The sequence below is a fragment of the Leifsonia sp. Leaf264 genome (genome assembly GCF_001422325.1).
In the GTDB taxonomy this organism is placed as follows: domain Bacteria; phylum Actinomycetota; class Actinomycetes; order Actinomycetales; family Microbacteriaceae; genus Orlajensenia.
The window spans coordinates 387733-406536 of sequence record NZ_LMMR01000001.1 but is presented as its reverse complement, the minus strand read 5'-3'; the positions used below and the strand labels follow the sequence as shown (position 1 = coordinate 406536).

The window sequence follows — 18804 nt, the reverse complement described above, 5'->3', positions numbered from 1 at the left end:
AACCACCCCAACGAAACGGAACAAGACCATGCCCACCAAAATCACAGTCCTCTACGACAACCCAACTGACCCCGTCGAGTTCGAACGAGCATACGAGGCCAATCAGTTGGTCGGACTGGCCCGCAAGGTGCCAGGGCTGGAGCGATTCGAAACATCCAAGATCTGGCCCAAGGAAGACGGGACTCCGACTCCCGCCTACCGTCAGATCGACATGTACTTCTCCGACTACGCATCCGCATCCGCCGCAGTCACGACCGCGGAGGCCGGCGCACTCTTTCCGGCGCTAGGCGAACTGGCTACCGGCGGCGTCAAGTTCATGTTCATGGACGTCGAGGAATCAGAGCTCACCGCGGCCGCGCCCAATCGAGACGCTGGCGCAGCCTGACGCTCGATATGTCACTCCGCATTGAGGACTACGCACTGATCAGCGACTGCTACACAGGCGCTCTTGTTGGCAGTGACGGCAGCATCGACTGGTTGTGCATGCCCCGCTACGACTCGTTGTCACAATTCGGTGCACTCCTCGGGTCTGAGGAGCACGGGCGGTGGCTCCTCGCCCCCGCTGATGCCGCCGCCACGTCCACACGGCGGTATGACGGCGACACGATGATCCTCATCACGCACTGGACAACTGACACAGGAACGGTGGAGGTCACCGACGTCATGCCCATGGACGACCGACGCGCCAACCTCATCCGGCGCGTAAGAGGCGTCACCGGCGCAGTCCGCATGAAGCAGGACCTTCGATTCCGCTTCGGTCACGCAGCCACCGTCCCGTGGCTACGGAAAGACCACTCCGAACAACCAGCATCGATCATCGCTGTCGCCGGACCAGACTCGATTGTGGTTCGAGGCCCACTACTTCACCCAGCCGGGCACAGCCACGTCGGCGAATTCGCCGTACAAGCCGGGAGCACAGTTGACCTGAGCCTGACCTGGTATCCCGCCCACCGTGACACTCCGCCCGCCCCTGACGTCGACGCTGCAATGCTCCTCACACACGCGTGGTGGAAGAAGTGGGCGGGAGATTGCGATCACGAAGGACCGTACCGGACTGCTGTCGTTCGGTCGCTCCTCCTTCTGCGTGCGCTAACCCATTTGCAGACCGGAGGCGTCGTTGCGGCAGCCACCACATCGCTCCCCGAGAGCTTCGGCGGAGAACGCAACTGGGACTACCGCTACGTCTGGCTCCGGGACGCATCACTGGCAATCTCCGTCCTCCTCACCCACGGGTACAGCGATTATGTGAGCTCGTGGCGCGGGTGGTTGCTCCGAGCGGTCGCTGGTGATCCCGCAGACCTGCAGATCATGTATGGCCTGTCGGGGGAGCGAAACCTTGCCGAGAGCGTCATCACCACCCTGCCCGGCTACAAAGGAGCCGCCCCTGTTCGGATCGGCAACGGCGCATCGACACAGTTCCAAGCCGACGTCATCGGCGAGGTCATGATCGCTCTCGACGACGCGCGTCGCAGCGGCGTGCCAGACACGCGATTCTCCTGGGCACTACAACGGTCCCTCATCACATACCTCGAGGACCACTGGGAGGACCCCGACCATGGCATCTGGGAAATCCGCGGAGAACAACAATCCTTCACCCATTCCCGAGTGCTGGTCTGGGCCGCGTTCGACCGCGCAATCCACGCCGTCGAGGAGTACGGATTGGACGGCGACCTCGCCCGGTGGCGCGTGCTACGCGAAAGAGTACGAGCAAACATTGAAGAGAACGGGTTCGATGCTTCGCGAAACACGTACACGCAGACCTACACCGGTCCTGAGGTCGACGCCTCGTTGCTGCAGCTCGCACAGGTCGGCTATCTGGATTGGGCCGATCCTCGGATGCTCGGAACCGTTGCTGCCATCGAAGCGGACCTCCTCCGTGATGGCCTTGTTCTCCGCTACCGCACCGAAGCCGGTGTCGACGGGCTCCCGGGAGATGAACATCCCTTTCTCGCCTGCTCCTTCTGGCTCGTTGAGCAGTACGCGCGATCGGGTCGACCCGATGAGGCCATCGAGCTCATGGACCGGTTGGTTTCGTACGCCAACGATGTCGGCATGCTCTCCGAGGAGTACGACGTAGACGGTCAAACCCAAGTAGGCAACACACCCCAAGCACTCACGCACCTCACGCTGGTCCGCGCCGCCGACGCCATCTCGGAGATGGCGGCGAATCCGCTTCCAAGCCTGTCCACCTCTGTGATGTGAACGAACGTTGAGGAGCACGCCGTGATCCAGTTCGAATCCGTCTCGAAGACCCACCCGGACGGCACAACCGCGGTCGCCGACGTCAACCTCACCATCCCAAGCAGGTCCACAGTCGTGCTGGTGGGGTCGTCCGGTTCGGGTAAGACAACGCTCCTCCGCATGGTCAACAGGATGATCGACCCGACCGCCGGACGAGTCCTCATCGACGGCGCAGACCTCGCCGCGACAGACCCGGTGGAGCTGCGCAGGTCGATCGGCTACGTGCTGCAATCCGGGGGACTGCTGCCACATCGAACCGTCGTCGAGAACATCTCGGTTGTACCCCGCCTGAACGGAGCATCCAAAGCAGAAGCGCGCACTCGTTCATTCGAGATGCTCGAACTGGTGGGCTTGGACCCGGAGTTGGCGCAACGGTACCCGGCACAACTCTCCGGCGGGCAGCAACAACGCGTCGGGGTGGCTCGAGCGTTAGCGTCCAACCCCAACATCTTGCTGATGGACGAACCGTTCGGCGCTGTCGATCCGATCGTGCGACGCACCCTGCAACAAGAACTGATCGCTCTGAAACGCGAGCTTTCCAAGACCATCCTGTTCGTCACTCATGACATCGACGAAGCATTCGCTCTCGCCGACGAAATTGTGATCATCAAGGCTGGCGGGGTCATCGCCCAACGAGGAACACCCACGGAGATTCTCGCGCAACCTGCAGACGAGTTCGTGGCTGAGTTCGTCGGCGTCGATCGTCCGGAACGGCGACTCCAACTGCACACTCGGAACGGTGTCGAGCTGGTCCTCGACGCAGAAGGCCGGCCCATAGGAGCTCTGCAACGATGAAGTGGCTCAGCCAGAACATCGACGGAGTCGCCCAACTGTTCATCGTTCACCTCGCCCTGGCGATACCTGCGGTGATCCTCAGTGTCATCATTGCCGTGCCAATCGGCTGGGTTGTGCAGGGTCGGGGGTGGGCACGCGAACCATCCCTCGCCGTCGTCGGGCTGTTGTACGCCATTCCTTCCCTACCGCTTTTCGTGTTAATCCCCGTGATATTCGGGGTCGGGCTGAGGTCTGCATGGAACGCCATCATCGTGCTGACCGTCTACGCGACGGCGATCATGGTCCGCGCCTCAGCAGATGCATTTTCGTCCGTGCCAGAGCAAGTACGACTCGCGGCGTCCGCAATTGGCTACTCGTCCCTCGGCCGGTTCTGGGCCGTCGACCTCCCCCTCGCCGTGCCGGGACTCATCGCAGGCTTGCGTGTCGTTGTTGTCAGCACGGTGAGCCTGGTCACCGTGTCGTCAGTCATCGGCATCAGCAGCCTCGGCACACTCTTCACGGACGGGTTCCAACGAGGGATCGTCGCTGAAGTCATCACAGGGATCTGCCTCGTTGTACTCATCGGCGTCCTCCTCGACGGTCTGTGCGTGCTCACCGGCCGAGCGGTCGCTCCGTGGGCGCGCCGCCAGAAGGCGGCGTGATGGAGCTCATCGCTCAGGCACTTCAATGGCTCGCGGACCCCGAATCGTGGAGCGGCGACGGGGGAATATGGGCGCGGCTGGCAGAGCATCTCGCGATCACCATCGTCGTGGTGCTCATTTCAGCTGTCATCACAATCCCCGTAGGCGTCGTGGTTGGGCATCGACGTCGAGGGACGGTCGGCGTCGCTCTCGTCGCGGGAGCTGCCCGGGCTGTTCCGACTCTCGGCCTGCTGACCCTGCTCGGCTTGGCCGTCGGCATAGGGCTGGTCGCTCCGATGATCGCGCTCATCGTGTTGGCCGCCCCATCCATTCTCGCCGGGACGTATTCCGGCGTCATGGCCGTCAGCAGCGAAGTCGTCGACGGTGCCCGAGCCCAAGGTATGTCCGAGATGCAGATCGTCTTTGGCATCGAGATTCCGCTCGCCGCACCGGCCCTCCTCGGCGGTATTCGCTCCGCCACCCTCCAGGTCGTCGCCACCGCCACCCTCGCCGCCTATGTAGCCGACGCGGGTCTCGGCCGCTACATCTTCATGGGCTTGAAGACCCGGAACTACGCCGAATTGATCGCCGGCTCCTTGCTGGTCGTTGCACTCGCCCTTCTTCTCGACGGCATCTTCGTCCTGATCCAGAAACGATTCTCGTTCCGATCGAACGCCACCCGGCATCACCTCACCGAAAGAACATCATGACGAAACCAAGCCGTCGGCACCTCACAGCTCTCCTGACCCTAACGACTATGAGCGTCCTCCTCTCTGGTTGCGCGACCGGCAACCTAGATGGCAATTCCGCTGGAGCGGACAGCGCCATCGTTGTCGGGTCTCAGGACTACTACTCGAACGAGATCATCGCCGAAATCTACGCACAAGCCCTCGAAGCCGGTGGTTACTCAGTCGAGCGCGACCTCCGAATCGGTCAACGAGAGGTGTACATCCCGGAGATCGAGAGCGGAGCCATCGACCTTTTCCCGGAATACACAGGCCCACTCCTCCAGGTCTGGGAACCGGAAACCCCAGCTCGGCTCGACGCAGACGTCTACGCCGCACTCGTAGACGCTGCTCCGGCAGGCGTACGCATCCTTGACGAGTCGTCAGCAACCGACCAAGACGCATTCGTGGTCACGGAGGAGTTTGCCGAGAAGTGGGGGCTCACCACAATCAACGACCTCTCCAAAGTCACCGAACCGCTAACGCTCGGTGCCAACTCCGAAGCAGAAACGCGTCCGTTCGGACCCGCCGGCCTGGAAGCAACCTACGGAGTCGACGTTGCATTCACGCCGATCGAAGACGGCGGTGGACCCTTGACGGTGAAAGCACTGCGCGACGACTCCATTCAGCTGGCGGTCATCTATACAGCTGATCCGTCCATTGAGGAGAACAACCTCGTCGCACTCGAAGACACCGAAGGCCTGTTCCTGGCCTCCCACGTCGTCCCCGTCGCCAGCGACGCTCTCGACAAGAAGGGCACCGCCATCGTCAACGCAGTGAGCGCCGCACTAACCGCCGATGGCTTGGTCGCGCTGAACGCGGAGAGCGTGAACGAGCAGGCGCCGGCCGAGAGCATCGCGAAGCAGTGGTTGACGGAAAATCCGATGCCCTAGTTCGCATTTGCGGATGAGCGGTCCAGTGATGGGTCGACGCGTTAGGGGATCCCTTCCGGGCGTCCGGTGGAGGACCCCCCAACGGGCTCAACAGGTTGGTCTTATTGCCGCGTGGTGATGATGCGCATGCGTTCTTCGGGGCTGATGAGGTGGTCGTTGTCGTTGGCATCGTCGCCGAGGTCGATTTGCACGCGGTGGATGCGGCCGGTGAAGATACTGCTGCGGCTGTCGTAATCCTCGCTGACCGGGGTCGCTGTGTCGGAGCCTACGTCCATGGTCTCGTCGCCGGAGAACGCCAACGGCACCGTGGCATCGATGCGACCGGTGGCGATCTGGACCCCGTCGAGGTACAGGTCCGCGCTGGCGCCCTTGCCGAGTCCGCCACCGTCGTAGGTGAACTCGAGCCGTACCTGGTGATCGCCGGCAGGTACCGGTTGCTCAGCGCGGATGTAGGAGTGCTGCATGCCGAACAGGTTGTAGCAGTATGTCGGCCGGCCGTCGTGGAGGTAGATGGACCATCCGCCGAAGGCGCCGCCCTGGGCGATGATGACACCATTCGCGTTGCCGTCGTCGGGCACGGTCAAGTCTGCGGTGACCGCATGGGATTTGTTCTTGACGTTGAGGACGACGTTCTCAGTCAGTCGACCCATGCCACCGAACAGGACTTGGCTGTTGCCGTGAATCAGGGTTGGTCGCCCGGCGAGGTCGGAGTTGAACCGCTCGATCCGTCGGTCGTCCAACGGGAAGACCTTGTATTTGGATGCCTCGAGCAGGAACTTCTGCTGCAGGTGAGCCAGCTGCGCTGGGTTCTCTGCTGCGACGTTATGGGCTTGGGTCCAGTCGTCGGGGCCGTAGAGCTCCCACATGTCGTCATCGATCGGTGGGAGCGGTTTGCCCTGGTCCCAGGGGATGGAGTGGCGGGTGACCGCCGTCCAGCCCTGGTGGTAGATGCCTCGGTTGACGAACATCTCGAAGTACTGTGTCCGCCGCCGATCCGCGGCCTGCCCGTCGTCGAAGGTGTAGCCCATGCTCACGCCCTCGTAGGGGTGCTGCTGCACACCATGCACGAAGGTCGGCTCCGGGATCCCGGCCGCCTCGAGAACGGTCGGTGCGACGTCGATGACGTGATGGAACTGGTGCCGAGTCTCACCGGCGGCTTGGATGCCGTTGGGCCAGCGCACGATCGTGCCGGTGCGGGTTCCGCCCCAGTGGGAGGCGACCTGCTTGGTCCACTGGTATGGGGTGTTCATCGCGTGCGCCCAGCCGACGGCGTAGTGGTTGTAGGCGGCCGGGGTGCCGAAGTCGTCGATGCGGGAGGCCATGAACTCCGCGGTCTGCATCTCGGCGGCACCGTTGAGGTTGATGAGCTCGTTGAAGCATCCGTTGACGTCGCCTTCAGCCGACGCCCCGTTGTCGCCGATGATGACGTACACCAACGTGTCATCGAGCACACCCAGCTCCTCGAGCGCGTCGATCAACCGGCCGACATGATGATCCGTGTGTTCCAGGAACCCTGCGTACACCTCCATCTGCCGTGCGAGCACGGGCTTCATCTCCTCGGGCATCTCGTCCCACGCCGGGATCTGGTCATGGCGGGCTGTCAGCTCCGCGGATTCGGGCAGCACCCCGAGCTGCTTCTGCCGGGCGAAGGTCTCCTCACGCAGTACATCCCACCCGTCGTCGAACTGGCCGCGGTACTTGTCCGACCACTCAGTCGGCACGTGGTGGGGTGCGTGCGTCGCTCCGGGAGCGAAGTATGTGAAGAACGGTTTGGTGGGCATCAACGCCTTCTGCTGACGCACCCAACCGATGGCTCGGTCGGTGATGTCCTCGGTGAGGTGGTAGCCCTCCTCCGGTGTGCGGTCCGGTTCCACCGGTGTGGTGTTGTGGTACAGCGCGGGCGCGTACTGGTTGGTCTCTCCGCCGATGAAACCGTAGAAGTACTCGAACCCGCCTCCGCCGGACGGCCAGCTGTCGAACGGCCCCATCGGGCTGGTCTGCCACACCGGCACCTCGTGACATTTCCCGAATTGTGCCGTGGAGTACCCGTTCAGCTTCAGCGTCTCCGCCAGAGGCGCGCAGTCGTTGGGACGCACCGAACTGTATCCCGGCGCTGAGGTCGCGATCTCCGTGATCCCACCCATCCCGACCGTGTGATGGTTGCGGCCCGACAGCAGCGCCGCCCGCGACGGGGAACACAGCGACGTGTTGTGGAACCGGGTGTACTTCAGGCCCTGCTCAGCTAGCCGATCGAATGTCGGCGTCGCGATCGGCCCACCGAACGAGCTCGACGCACCGAACCCGCAATCATCGATCAACACGATCAGCACGTTCGGCGCACCCTCAGGCGGCAGCAGCGGCTCGATAGGAGGGAACGCAGTCTCCGGATCCTTCGCATCATAGGTCGCCGGAAAATCAGACCCCTGGTACGGGATCGGCAATACCTGACGCTGTGTTGATCCACCCACGTGTGCCTCCAGCCAAGCCGCATCCGCCGGCGTTCGCCGGCTGATCTCACCATGGCAGATGTCACGTGGAAGCACTACCGCGACCTCCACGAGGCGACCGATTCGGTGCCCGGACCATCAGCCCGGCGGCGACGAGGCTCCCGAAGACAGCGGGCCGAAGAGCAGCGGTGTTCACGTCTCCGGCGCAATAGCCCCAACCCCTTGCCCGTTCACCCGAACCTGACAGATCCTCGTCAAAGTCGCTAGTGTCTGAAGTGGTCTCCGATGGGGAGGTGACTGAAATGGCCAAGTGGTCGGCGATGCGCGCACATGCGGCGACGCTCCTCAGGCCCTCAGCGGCAACGCTCACCGTCTCGGCGCTGATCTCGGCGCTGCTCTTTCCCACGTTCACGATCGCCGGAGGCGACGCTGGCGGACACGAACCAACAGCTACGTCCTCAGCTCCGCCCGCATCGCCAACCGAGCCGCCGGACGCGACACAATCCGAAGAGGAACCCGACGACGCTGGGGAGGCTCCCGCCGCCGACGAGACGGCGCCGTCGAATCCACCAGAGTCTGCCTCGCCGCTCGAGGATCCGCCCACCCTCCCGACCGTCATCCGGCCGGAGCGCGGCGCAGCATCAAGAGCAGCGGTTGCCGCGGCTATCGATCCGGGCACCCTGGTCGGGCTGACTTCAGCGACGCTCGCCGATGCCCTCGGCATCGCATGGTGGGGTGCGACCGACCCCGGGACGCGCGTCACCTTCGCGGCCGCGCTCGCGCAGGCGCCCGCGGACGCAGTCATCCATATCGACACTTCGCTGGGGACGGCATTCCGCTTCACGACACCGCAATTCACGCGGGCGACGTCGGTGACAATCACAGCGACGCCGCAAGTGCAGCTCTATTTCGCCAGGCTCAACTTCACAGGCGCAGCGATCACCTTTGAGAACGTCGTCCTCTCTCCGACGGCGAACAACCAGATCGCCCTCAACGTCACGACCACTGCGGACATCGCGAACCTCCAGGTGGCGAACGATCCAGTCACACGGCGATCGGGCGGCACCGCAACATCTCTCAATGCCACGACGGGGTCGACGGTGAGCGGGCTCGACTCTCTCAACGTGGCGACCGGGGTCAACCTGGCCACGTCGACCGGCAGCACGGTCACCGACTCGACGATCACCGGGCCGATCATCGGGGTGAATCTCGCCACAGCGGCGGATGCGACCGTGACCGCGACCACCATCGCGGACGCGACGAATGGCCTCGTCACGACGGCGACGAGCACAGCAGCCGGCGCCGATATCACCGATGTGTCGATCGCGGCGGCGACGGCGGGCATATCCCTGGGCGCCACGACGGGCGTGACGATCTCCGATGTGTCAGTCACCCACCTCGGCGATCCGACAAACAACGCCGGCTTCATCGGAATCAACGTGCTCAATGCAGCAGATGTCTCGATCACTGACGCCACGATCTCTGGGTTCCGCGACGGCATCTCCTTCGCAGCCGGTAACACGAGCGCGAGCCCGACCATCACCGGAGGCGTCATCACGTCCGTCGTGAACTGCGTGCAGCTCGGCGGGAGTGTCGACGCCGAGATCACGGGCGTGACCGTCGCCGGCATGCTGCGCACGGGTGCCACCGTGATCTCCACCGTCGGGGTCGAGATAGCGGCAGCCACCGGCACCATCGTCAGCGGACTGACCGCGACCGACGTCGCGCGCGGCATCAACGTGCCTCTGACCAACACGTCCACGGGACTCGTGGTCAGCGACAGCGCGATCGGTCTCACGGGCGCCGCATCCGCCACCGGCGTCAACCTCGGAGGAACGGATGGTGCACGCGTCACGGGCGTCACGGTCACGGGCGTCGATCGGACGATCAGCCGAACCACGGGCGTGACAACCAATCGAGCGAGCAACACCATCATCGACGATGTACAGGTCAGTCAGGTTGCGACAGGCATCGGAGCCACCTGGGTCCGCCTGTCGGGAACGACGATCCCCGGACCGCAGATCTCCAACACGACCGTCACCGACGCAGGCATCGGTATCTACACGGCTAACACGACGGGAACGACGGTGACCGACTCCACCGTCGATGCGTGGGGCGAGGGGGTCGCCGGCCATGAGGACGCGGACTTCACGCTCACGTACACCACCGTGACGGGCCATGCTGGGACGACCTTCCAGAACGGCACGAACTGCGTCCGCTTCTACTACACCGACGGCATGACGATCACGGGGCTCACGACCAAAGGGGGAACGACCGGCCTGTACCTGGACATGAGCTACAACGCGGTTGCGGAGGACCTCGACGTCTCCGGGGCCACCTGGTACGGCACGTACGCCGAGTCCATCACCGGCTACGAGCTGCGCAACAGCACGTTCCACGACAACGCGGGCATCGGCAACCTCACGATCAATCCGTCATCCCTAGACGCCATCGACAAGCGACAGGTGTCGAGCGACATCGTCTTCGAAGACAACACCTTCACTGACAACGTCGCAGGTCTGTATCTTCCTCTCGGCGCGTTCGACATCACGTTCCAACGGAACGTCGTCTCGGGAACGAGCACCTACGTCCTCCGAGGCAACCCCGTCCATGACCTCGTCGCCCAGGACAACACGATCGATTTCACGCGCGATCCGTTGCTCCTCGCCGCAGCCGACGCCCGCGCCGAGGCGCCATCGCTCGGCGATCCACCCGTCGAGCCTCCGCTGAGTGACGTACCCGAGGAGCCGATCGCAGCAGTCGCAGCCTCAGGTGCCACTGCCCCGCTAGCCCCATCTATCGTCAGGGCGTCGCCCATCCCGCCGGACACCCCCGCTGCGGCGATCTGGATCGCACCCGACTGGTACAACCTCGACACCGCGAGCGCGTCCAGCAGCGGCGTCGACGTGTTCCGCAACACCTTCACGGGCGACGGACCCTTCGTCGGCGTCGGAACCGCGAGCATGATCAACAAGGGAACCTCGGATGCGCCGCCCAACCCGAGCGTCATGCGCACCCTGCGCGACACCATCGAAGTGTCGGAGAATGTCTTCCCCAAGGATTCGACCGCGATCGTGACGTTCCCGTCTGCGGAAGTCGGAGAGGACTCGAATCCCAGCAACGACATGATCAACGGCAATGTCGCCGTCGACGCACGTGAGGAGACCGAGCCACGCCAGAACGACTGGGGGTCTCCGTGCGGCCCCCGCGTCTTCGCGACGGACTACGACGGCGGCGGCGCGTACATCCACGAGGGCCTTACAACACAAGTGCTCTACCCCGAATACTGCGTGGCCAGGGGCTCGATCACCAAGAATGTGGACGGACCCGACGGCACATTCCAATTCGAACTGCAGGAACTGCCGGATGGCGACCCCGTTGAGCTCGAGGTCACAACGGTCGGCGGCACGGCGACCGTCGACTTCCCCCCACTCGTCCGCGGGGCGCACTACCGCATCTCGGAGACGTCGACGCCCGGCTGGGTGAACGGGTCACTCGATTGTGTTCTGACGGCTGCTGACAAGTCGGTCTCGGCTGTGGGGTCGGATGATTTCGTGGTGGGGCCTGGCGGGGTGGTGGCGTGTGCGGTGTCTAACACAGCAGTCCCCGGCGCGGGAACGATCACGAAGTCGTCCGTGGGGGCGGACGGGTCATTCGTGTTCGTGCTGGACACGGTTCCGACGGCTGGCGCGCCCGTGGAAGTGCCGGTGGTGACAGCCGGCGGGTCGGGATCGACGGCATTGCCGGACTTGATTGTGGGTCAGCGGTATTCACTGGTGGAGCAGGATCTGCCGGGCTGGGCCGAGGGCTCTCTGACCTGTGTCTTGACTGCTGCCGATGGATCAACGTCAACGGTGGATCCGACGGATTTCGTGGTCGGCCCGGGTGGAGTGGTGGATTGCTCGGTATCGAACCAGTCGCTGCCGCGCCTGCGGCTGCTGAAGACGGTTGTGCCGGCCTCCTTCGACCCGGCCGTGTGGAGGGTGACAGCCACCCCGGATGGTGCCGGTGCGACGGTGTCCGGTCAGGGCGACACCGGGCTGGTGGAGGTCACGGCAGGAGTGGATTACCTCCTGTCGGAGTCGGCGGCTGATCCGTTCCCGGCCGAGTTCACGGCAGGTTCATGGGGGTGCGTGGATGCCGGTGGCGGGGACGTGACGGTGTCGGAGACGATCGGCGGGGAGGCCACGCTGTCGGGGCTGAGTGCTGATCAGGTCGTGACGTGCACAATCCAGAACACGGCGGCCCCGGACGTGACTGTGGCCAAGTCCGTAGTGTCCTCGGTGGCGCAGCCGGACGGGTCGTGGCTGGTGCGCTACGAGGTGACGGTGTCGAACGCATCCACGCTCGTGGACGGCACCTACGATCTCGATGATCAGCTGCGTCCTGGAGCAGGGGTGACCGCAATCGCGACGTCGGCGACGGTGGATGACGGGTTGGGTGGCGGTCCGGTGCCGGTGCCGGGGTGGACGGGTGCCGGGGCGGGTGCGGTGTTGGCTGACGGCGTATCGATCGGGCCGGCGACCACACACACCTACGAGCTGACGGTGTCGTACACGGTGGCTGCGGGGACGGACTTCGAACCGGGTGGTGCCCTCGATTGCGCGAACACGAGTACGAGTCGGGCGTTCCGCAACACGGCGACCCTGAACGGCGCAACCGAGGTGGACGCCTGTGCGCAACCAGCGCTGCCGACCATCAGCAAGACCACCGGCTCGGTATCGGCCGTCGACGGTGCACCGGGACAGTGGGACGTGTCGTACACGATCACAGTGACCAACGGATCCTTGCAGGACCTCTTCTACACAGTCACCGACCCGGTCCCGCCACTCCCCGCCGGGGCGACCCTCATCACCGGGCCGAGCTTCACTCCGGCTCTACCGTCCACGGCCAGGATGATCCCGGCGGCTGGAGGTGGCGGATCGACGACGCTGTCGTACACGGCGACCCTGCGGGTCGCGGTCGGGGCTGATACGCCGGCGGCCCTGCTGACGTGTGAGGACGGCGAGGATGGGGCCGGAGTGCTGAACACGGCGACACTCACGTCGGCCGGACAGGTCATCGTCGCGGATGCCTGTGCGGATGTTCCCGTGTCGTTGCAGGTCGACAAGACCTGGGTGGTCAACGGCGTGGACATGACGTTGGCGGACGCGCCGGATTGGTTGGCGTCGGTCGCGTCTTTGACGGTGAACGGTGTCGCCGCGGAGTGGGGAGCTCGATACGAACCATTCGCAGCGGGCTCGACGGTCGTGATCGCTGAGACCGTGGACGATTCCACCCTGCCGGTCGGGTGTGTGCTCGGGGACGGGTCGGGGGATCTGGGGGAGCAGACTCTGCTGTCGGCGCACACAGCGCTCGAGGTCGTGAACACGGTCGAGTGCGCGGCCAGGCCGCTGGTGGACAAGACGTGGGTGTCGTCGGCGCAGCAGCCGGACGGGTCGTGGCTGGTCCACTACACGGTCACGGTGTCCAACACATCCCCGGTGATCGGTGTCGTGTACGACCTGACCGATGACGTGGCCCGGTTCGGAGACGGGATCACGGTCACGAACCTCACCTTCACCCCTCCGGGCGGTACCCCGGTGAGCCAGCCCGATCCCTCCGGCCCGATCACCCTCGGAGCCGGAGTCGAGCTGGCCGGTGGAGCCATCGACGTCTACACCGTCACGGCCACCGCGACGATCATCAGCACGCCGACGGATCCCGCCGACACAACCTGCGCAGGCACCGACAGCGACCCCGAGCGGGGAGGCTTCCGAAACACCGCGGTCGTCACCGACGGCACCACCACCAGCACCGACACCGCCTGCAATGAACCGGCGGAACCCCAGGTCGCCAAGTCGGTCGCATCTGTCGACGTCGAACCAGGCCCGGTCTTCGTCGTCACCTACGCACTCACCGTGACGAACGAGAGCGAGGCTCCGCTCTACTACGACCTCGACGATGCGCTCGCCTACCCGGCAGGCATCGCGATCGAGTCGGCCACGGCCACGAACGATGCCGGAGTCGACACGTCGACATGGAACGGCGGCTCCGCCACCAACCTCGCTACTGAAGTCCAGCTCCCGTCCGCGATCGCCGGACCGGTCGTCCACACCTACACAGTCGTCGTACGAACGTCGATCGCGGCCGATTTCAACACCGACAGTGCCCGCTGCGTCGAAGGTGCGGCGGGTGGCTACCTCAACACCGCCACCATGACAAGCGGCACCATCGCGCGCCCCGCCGAAGCCTGCGCCGACATCGAGATCATCGGGTTTCAGCGGAAGCTCCACGACCCGGCTGTCGACGACGGCGTCGAATCCGGCTCGGGCACACGGATCCTCTACACGCTCGAGTTCGCGAACGGCTCCACCGTTCTGGTTCCCGACGCACTCCTGACAGACGACATGCCCGACGGGCTCACGCTCGACGTCGCGAGTATCGTCGCCCCACCGGGCTGGGACGTCTCGGAATCGACCCCGCAGCGACTCGTCGCGCGGTCCCCCTCCTGGTCGCCCGGCGCCGCCACGATCACCTATGAAGCCATCGTCGGCGACCTGCCCGCCACCACATACGGGCAAAGCCCCGCCCCTCTATCGAACACGGCCTGCCTCGAAGCGCTAGGGACCGAAGACTGCGGAACCGACGACATCCCCGTCAAGGCCATCACGTCCTCCGTTTCGCCCGCTTGTCGAGCGAGCGCGGCGTGGCTCGACTATTCGCTCAGCCTGTACAACGTGGACACGCAACCGGGTGAGCGCATTGCGTTGATCTGGTGGACCCCCGACGCCTTCGCAGCCCGCGACCCCCACATCCCCGCCGACGACGCGACCGCGATCATCGCCGACGGAGCCGAGCAGGTCGACTACATCGCCATACCGTCGGGATACGTCGACGGCGATCTGATAGAGGGCAGCCAGGCCTGGCCCGGCATCGTGTTCAATGCGGACCACGCCACAGTCGGCTGGCCGGGGTGGCGGCAACTCCCCGACGGGAGTTGGACTGAAGACGCGGACTCGCCGTTCGCGGCCATCGCCACACGGGCAACGGTCGAGTTCCGGGTGAATCCCACCGTCGCCGCTGACGAGGCATATCCGCCGACAACCCCCGTGTGCGACCCGAGACCGCCGACGGCATCGCTCGCCTCGACGGGTTGGGCGGGAGCGGCATACCTTGCGTTCGCCCTGACGACACTGCTCCTGGGGACGGCCATGTTCCTGCTGGCGCCTCCACGACGGCGTGCCCCATATACGCGAAGCTGAGATTCGCGTTGAGGGATCCTCTTGCGGGCTTTCGTTGGACGTGCCACTCGACGGCCGGGCCGGAATCGGGCAATTCTCATAGCCAAGGACACCCGATTCTCAACAGACGAGAACAACCGTTATCGCACTTAGGGAGTTGTCCGCGCATGAAGTGGGCGAACCCCTGAGGAGCCCCCACCATGCCAGCTGAACACTGCTCACCGATCTACGCCATCCTCGTCTCCAACGCGTCGACTGTCGTCGGCGACGAACTTCTGCTGCGGTCGCGGTTCGAATCGGCCGACGCCGCCAACACATACGCGGCGGGCATCGGTCTGTCACCAGGCATCGGCTGGGCGATCGTCTCAGACCGCGGGGACGGCCACGGGTTCCGCTCTCTCGATGGTCGGCTCACTCCGGTCGAAATCCTGAGGGCGTGGTGACGATGACGACGGACCTCACGCGCTCTGAACCGGCCCGCGAACTCGAAGCCGCAACCGGGAGCGCCCTCCGCTACTTGGACGCGGCGATCGCCCCAGCGACGCGCGCCGCTTATGCCGTCGACTGGGCGGCCTTCGACAGCTGGTGTGCGGCGCACAACCTCATGTCGCTGCCCGCTGAACCGCGCACGGTCGCCACCTTCCTCTCAGCTGAGGCGGACGCCGGCCGAGCCCCGTCCACCATCACCCGCCGCCTCGCCGGCATCTCCGCGATCCATGAAGCCGCCGGCCACCCGAAACCGTCCGCCGATCCGTTGATCCGTCGCACGCTCGGCGGGATCCGGCGGACGATCGGCCGACCGCAGAAACGCGCGCGGGCCCTGACCCTCGGTCCTCTCCGCGAGGTGCTTGCACACCTCGACTTGGCGACCGTCGCAGGCAACCGCGACCGGCTGTTGCTCCTGCTCGGGTTCGCCCTCGCCTCCCGACGCTCCGAGCTCGCTGCACTCGACGACACCGATGTCACTCTGCACCCGGAGGACGGCCTCCACGTCCTGATCCGGCGCAGCAAAACGGACCAGGGAGGCATTGGTCTCGTGAAGGCAGTCCCACGTGGAGCGAATCCGCTCACGTGCGCGGCATGCGCCGTCGTCCGCTGGCGTCAGATCGTGGCGGCCGACCCTGTACAGCGCGCCGAGATGCTCGCAACACTGTCCATCGGACATATCTGCCGTCAACCCGCGCCCATCACCGACGGACCGCTATTGCGCACTGTCCACCGCGGCGGTGCGATCGGCGGCCGGATGAGTGGCGCCGCGATCAACGGTCGGGTCCGCACCTGCTGGGAACGCGCCGGACTCCCACTCGACCGCGTATCCGCGCACGGACTCCGTGCTGGATTCGTGACCACCGCCCTGCGCTCCGGTTCGACCGCCGCCCAGGTGATGAGGCAGACCGGCCATAGGAGTGAGGCGACGGTCGCGGTTTACGCCAGGTTCGAGACGCCGTTGGAGGGGAATGCGGTCACGCAGATTGGGCTTTAGTCGTGCGAGCCTGCGAGATTCGCTCGGATGGCGGATGCCTGCTCGGCGGTGAAATCCCAGGAACTGCCTTTCGTCTCGTCGTCCCGCCACCCTTGGTCGCGTGCATAACGCCGGATAGCAGAGGCCGGCACTCCGAGTTCGGTCGAGAGATCGGCCGGTGTGAGAGCACCAGCCATCACCGAGGGTGCGACTGCTTTCGTTGACTGAGCAGTCGCACGGACGGCCGTCGCGTGCTGCGTGATTCCGAGCGCCTGCTCAGCGAAGGCAGCCCAGTCGGGGAGACGGGGCGCGGGCGACCGTCCGCCGGACTGGGGCAGGATCCACACTCGGGTCGCGCCGATCGTCCACAGTTGCTGGCCTTTGGCAGGCTTCCGGTGCCCGAGGGCCGCGGCGAGGTTTGCGCCGGTCGTCCCGATGCCGTTGACGGCGAGCCAGGTGGGGGAGTGTCGTTCGATCTTCGCGATGAACCCTTGCACGTCGAAATCCTCAGGACGCAGATTTCGGTCGTCGCTCTCAGCGCGCGTCTTCACGAGGTCCGTCAGTCCGACGCCGAACTCCGGCAGCGTTGCGTCCTCGGTCGGGCTCAGTTGCTGTGGCGTGATGTGGGTCGCGGCGAGCAGCTTCCAAAACTGATTGCTGGGATGCGAGTAATAGTGACCGGCGGCTGCAGATGCCATCGCGACCGCCGAACCGCAGAAGACCGCGCGAAGACCGGGAGCCAGGACGTCAGGAAGGACCACGCTCGGAGCTTAGCTGCGCTCACCGACAGCCGCACCGCCGCGGCAGACGACAGGGCCCGAGCAGTTGACCAACCCGCCGCCGCGTCGAGCACCACGGCGAGCTCCCGCGCAGTGGTCCTCGACGTCCACCGATCAGCAGTCCGGCTCGACCGCTTACCCAGCCGACCAAAACGCGTTCGCCCCCGCCAAGCTGTGCACGGCTCAGCGTCGGCACGGGTCGCGACCAGGGGAGGCGTCACAGGTCACGGCGAGCACGAAGTGCGAGCGACGCGCTCGATCGGCGCAGCCGCACACGTACCGGGCATGAACACCAAACTCGCATTTCTCAAGTCCATCTTCCGCACGATTACTGACAACGCCCTCACTGTGATCCTGATCATCGGCGCATTCACATGGGGTGTCGCCACCAACTCCTTCTGGGTGTTCGGGGCTGGCGCACTGATCCTGGCGATCCACGCGTTCATCTGCGGCGTCCAGACCGCGACGATCGTCATCGAGTGGGTCGCGCGGAAGGAAGGCATCGACATCACCGAGCCCGAGGACCCAGACGAAGCCTGACCGGGTGCCGCGCATGAAGTGGGCGTCAACCCGTTCACCGACCACCAGGAGCCTGCCCATGCCAACCACACCGATTCTCGACCGCCACCTCGACGAGCTGCTCGAGGAGCGCGCCGACGTACTCGGCGTCGCCGTGTTCGACCTGGTGCGCGAGATCACCGACGAGATCAGCGTCACCTGGGACCGGAAGAGCGAGGAGGCAGGGGAGGAGTTCGTCTGGATCGAGTTGATGACCGTGGACCTCGGATTCGATGTCATCGTCTCGCTGACAGGGGAGGACTGGGCTGGTGTTCGCTATCTGGCGCGCGATTGGCTGGCCGACTACGTCAGTGAGGGTGTCGAACTGGTGCTCGCTTGCTAGCTATCCCAGTGACCGCTGTCAGGGCCGACGGATCCAAGCGACGTCATCGGCCATCCACCTGGCCACCAATGCTGACTCCTCGCTGGCCAACACGTCCCAGCGTGTGGTCACATCGTTCTTCCACGCGGCGCACGCTAGCCATCCGCTGATCCATGCGTCGGACATCCCCGCGGCCGCCCGAAGTACGGCTGACAACTCTGGGAGAATTCGTTGGTCCTCGGTAAGTTGCCGGTCAGGGTAACCGTAGGTCCCGTCGAGCCACCGGACAGCGAAGGCGTGGCCGCTCACCCGAAGCCGGTCGACTTCATCGTTTGCAACACCGAGCCTGTCAGCGATCTCGTCGGTCGTAAGCCAAGGGCCGGCGTCTTCCCAGAAGGTGTCTTCCACCAGCTCAGTGGCTCCACGCTGCTGCGACTCGCCGGGCGTCCGCCACGACCGTGTCCACGTCACTCGCGCGGAGAGCGTCCAGCGGTGACCGCCCATCGAGGCCCGGGCTCCCTCCGGTCAGGTAACGCACCCATTCCCATCGGTCCTGGCTACCGCGGGCGAGAGCGGTCAACACTTCTGGTATCCCGGGGACTACTCGTCTTTCATCAACATCGATGAACTGGACTAGCGGGATGAAGACCGCACCGTCGTTCGTCTGAACATAGAGGAGGCGGTTGGCGCTGATCTCGAGTTCCGAGTCTGGCCACTTCTTGATCATCTGGCGGACCGA

General features: G+C 65.0%; 14 protein-coding genes. 11 read left to right on the top strand and 3 right to left on the bottom strand.

The window, feature by feature from the left end; translation table 11 throughout:
• Positions 1 to 28: 28 nt before the first annotated feature.
• From ASF30_RS01870 to ASF30_RS01845, 6 genes are read left to right on the top strand one after another with little or no spacing between them, the layout of a single operon-like run.
• Positions 29 to 385 (top strand): EthD family reductase, encoded by a 357-nt coding sequence (locus ASF30_RS01870; RefSeq protein WP_055900682.1) that lies wholly within the window; start codon positions 29 to 31, stop codon positions 383 to 385.
• An 8-nt stretch (positions 386 to 393) separates the two neighbouring features.
• Positions 394 to 2202, top strand: a complete 1809-nt coding sequence (locus ASF30_RS01865; RefSeq protein WP_055900680.1) for a glycoside hydrolase family 15 protein — start codon at positions 394 to 396, stop codon at positions 2200 to 2202.
• Between the two features lie 21 nt (positions 2203 to 2223).
• Entirely contained in the window at positions 2224 to 3036 is an 813-nt protein-coding gene (locus ASF30_RS01860; protein ID WP_055900677.1) for an ABC transporter ATP-binding protein, read from the top strand.
• Positions 3033 to 3677, top strand: coding sequence for an ABC transporter permease (locus ASF30_RS01855; RefSeq protein WP_055900675.1), 645 nt, complete (start codon positions 3033 to 3035; stop codon positions 3675 to 3677). Before ASF30_RS01860 ends, ASF30_RS01855 begins: the two co-directional genes overlap by 4 nt.
• Complete coding sequence (locus tag ASF30_RS01850) at positions 3677 to 4366, top strand: ABC transporter permease (protein WP_055902396.1); 690 nt, start codon at positions 3677 to 3679, stop codon at positions 4364 to 4366. The genes ASF30_RS01855 and ASF30_RS01850 overlap by 1 nt, the downstream gene beginning before the upstream one ends.
• Before the next feature lie 47 nt (positions 4367 to 4413).
• On the top strand, positions 4414 to 5274 hold the full coding sequence (locus ASF30_RS01845) for an ABC transporter substrate-binding protein (RefSeq protein ID WP_055900672.1): 861 nt from the start codon (positions 4414 to 4416) through the stop codon (positions 5272 to 5274).
• Between the two features lie 101 nt (positions 5275 to 5375).
• Here the strand turns inward: ASF30_RS01845 and ASF30_RS01840 are convergent, their stop codons facing one another.
• On the bottom strand, positions 5376 to 7742 hold the full coding sequence (locus tag ASF30_RS01840; protein WP_055900669.1) for an arylsulfatase: 2367 nt from the start codon (positions 7740 to 7742) through the stop codon (positions 5376 to 5378).
• A 281-nt stretch (positions 7743 to 8023) separates the two neighbouring features.
• Between ASF30_RS01840 and ASF30_RS01835 the strand changes: the two genes are divergently transcribed.
• The 3 genes from ASF30_RS01835 to ASF30_RS01825 all read left to right on the top strand — a co-directional run bounded on the left by ASF30_RS01835 (position 8024) and on the right by ASF30_RS01825 (position 16427).
• Positions 8024 to 14965 (top strand): right-handed parallel beta-helix repeat-containing protein, encoded by a 6942-nt coding sequence (locus ASF30_RS01835; protein ID WP_055900667.1) that lies wholly within the window; start codon positions 8024 to 8026, stop codon positions 14963 to 14965.
• Positions 14966 to 15144: 179 nt separating this feature from the next.
• On the top strand, positions 15145 to 15387 hold the full coding sequence (locus ASF30_RS01830) for a hypothetical protein (RefSeq protein ID WP_055900664.1): 243 nt from the start codon (positions 15145 to 15147) through the stop codon (positions 15385 to 15387).
• A 2-nt stretch (positions 15388 to 15389) separates the two neighbouring features.
• Positions 15390 to 16427 carry a tyrosine-type recombinase/integrase gene (locus ASF30_RS01825; protein ID WP_157496868.1) on the top strand — a complete coding sequence of 346 codons (1038 nt, stop codon included), beginning with the start codon at positions 15390 to 15392 and terminating at the stop codon, positions 16425 to 16427.
• Here ASF30_RS01825 and ASF30_RS01820 read toward each other — a convergent pair.
• The gene (locus ASF30_RS01820; RefSeq protein ID WP_055900660.1) at positions 16424 to 17167 is read right to left on the bottom strand and encodes a mismatch-specific DNA-glycosylase; all 744 of its coding nucleotides are present in this window, start codon (positions 17165 to 17167) and stop codon (positions 16424 to 16426) included. The two genes, ASF30_RS01825 and ASF30_RS01820, sit on opposite strands and share 4 nt — an antisense overlap.
• Positions 17168 to 17470: 303 nt before the next feature.
• Between ASF30_RS01820 and ASF30_RS01815 the strand changes: the two genes are divergently transcribed.
• Both ASF30_RS01815 and ASF30_RS01810 read left to right on the top strand, forming a co-directional pair.
• On the top strand, positions 17471 to 17725 hold the full coding sequence (locus ASF30_RS01815; protein WP_055900658.1) for a hypothetical protein: 255 nt from the start codon (positions 17471 to 17473) through the stop codon (positions 17723 to 17725).
• A 58-nt stretch (positions 17726 to 17783) separates the two neighbouring features.
• Positions 17784 to 18086 (top strand): hypothetical protein, encoded by a 303-nt coding sequence (locus ASF30_RS01810; protein WP_055900656.1) that lies wholly within the window; start codon positions 17784 to 17786, stop codon positions 18084 to 18086.
• An 18-nt stretch (positions 18087 to 18104) separates the two neighbouring features.
• On the opposite strand, the gene ASF30_RS01805 is transcribed toward ASF30_RS01810, so the two are convergent.
• Entirely contained in the window at positions 18105 to 18473 is a 369-nt protein-coding gene (locus ASF30_RS01805) for a hypothetical protein (RefSeq protein ID WP_055900652.1), read from the bottom strand.
• Positions 18474 to 18804: the final 331 nt, after the last annotated feature.

Coding starts and splice junctions, on each gene's coding strand:
- ASF30_RS01870 (WP_055900682.1), top strand. CDS start 29: ATGCCCACCAAAATCACAGTCCTCTACGACAACCCAACTGACCCCGTC.
- ASF30_RS01865 (WP_055900680.1), top strand. CDS start 394: ATGTCACTCCGCATTGAGGACTACGCACTGATCAGCGACTGCTACACA.
- ASF30_RS01855 (WP_055900675.1), top strand. CDS start 3,033: ATGAAGTGGCTCAGCCAGAACATCGACGGAGTCGCCCAACTGTTCATC.
- ASF30_RS01850 (WP_055902396.1), top strand. CDS start 3,677: ATGGAGCTCATCGCTCAGGCACTTCAATGGCTCGCGGACCCCGAATCG.
- ASF30_RS01845 (WP_055900672.1), top strand. CDS start 4,414: ATGAGCGTCCTCCTCTCTGGTTGCGCGACCGGCAACCTAGATGGCAAT.
- ASF30_RS01835 (WP_055900667.1), top strand. CDS start 8,024: ATGGCCAAGTGGTCGGCGATGCGCGCACATGCGGCGACGCTCCTCAGG.
- ASF30_RS01830 (WP_055900664.1), top strand. CDS start 15,145: ATGCCAGCTGAACACTGCTCACCGATCTACGCCATCCTCGTCTCCAAC.
- ASF30_RS01825 (WP_157496868.1), top strand. CDS start 15,390: ATGACGACGGACCTCACGCGCTCTGAACCGGCCCGCGAACTCGAAGCC.
- ASF30_RS01815 (WP_055900658.1), top strand. CDS start 17,471: ATGAACACCAAACTCGCATTTCTCAAGTCCATCTTCCGCACGATTACT.
- ASF30_RS01810 (WP_055900656.1), top strand. CDS start 17,784: ATGCCAACCACACCGATTCTCGACCGCCACCTCGACGAGCTGCTCGAG.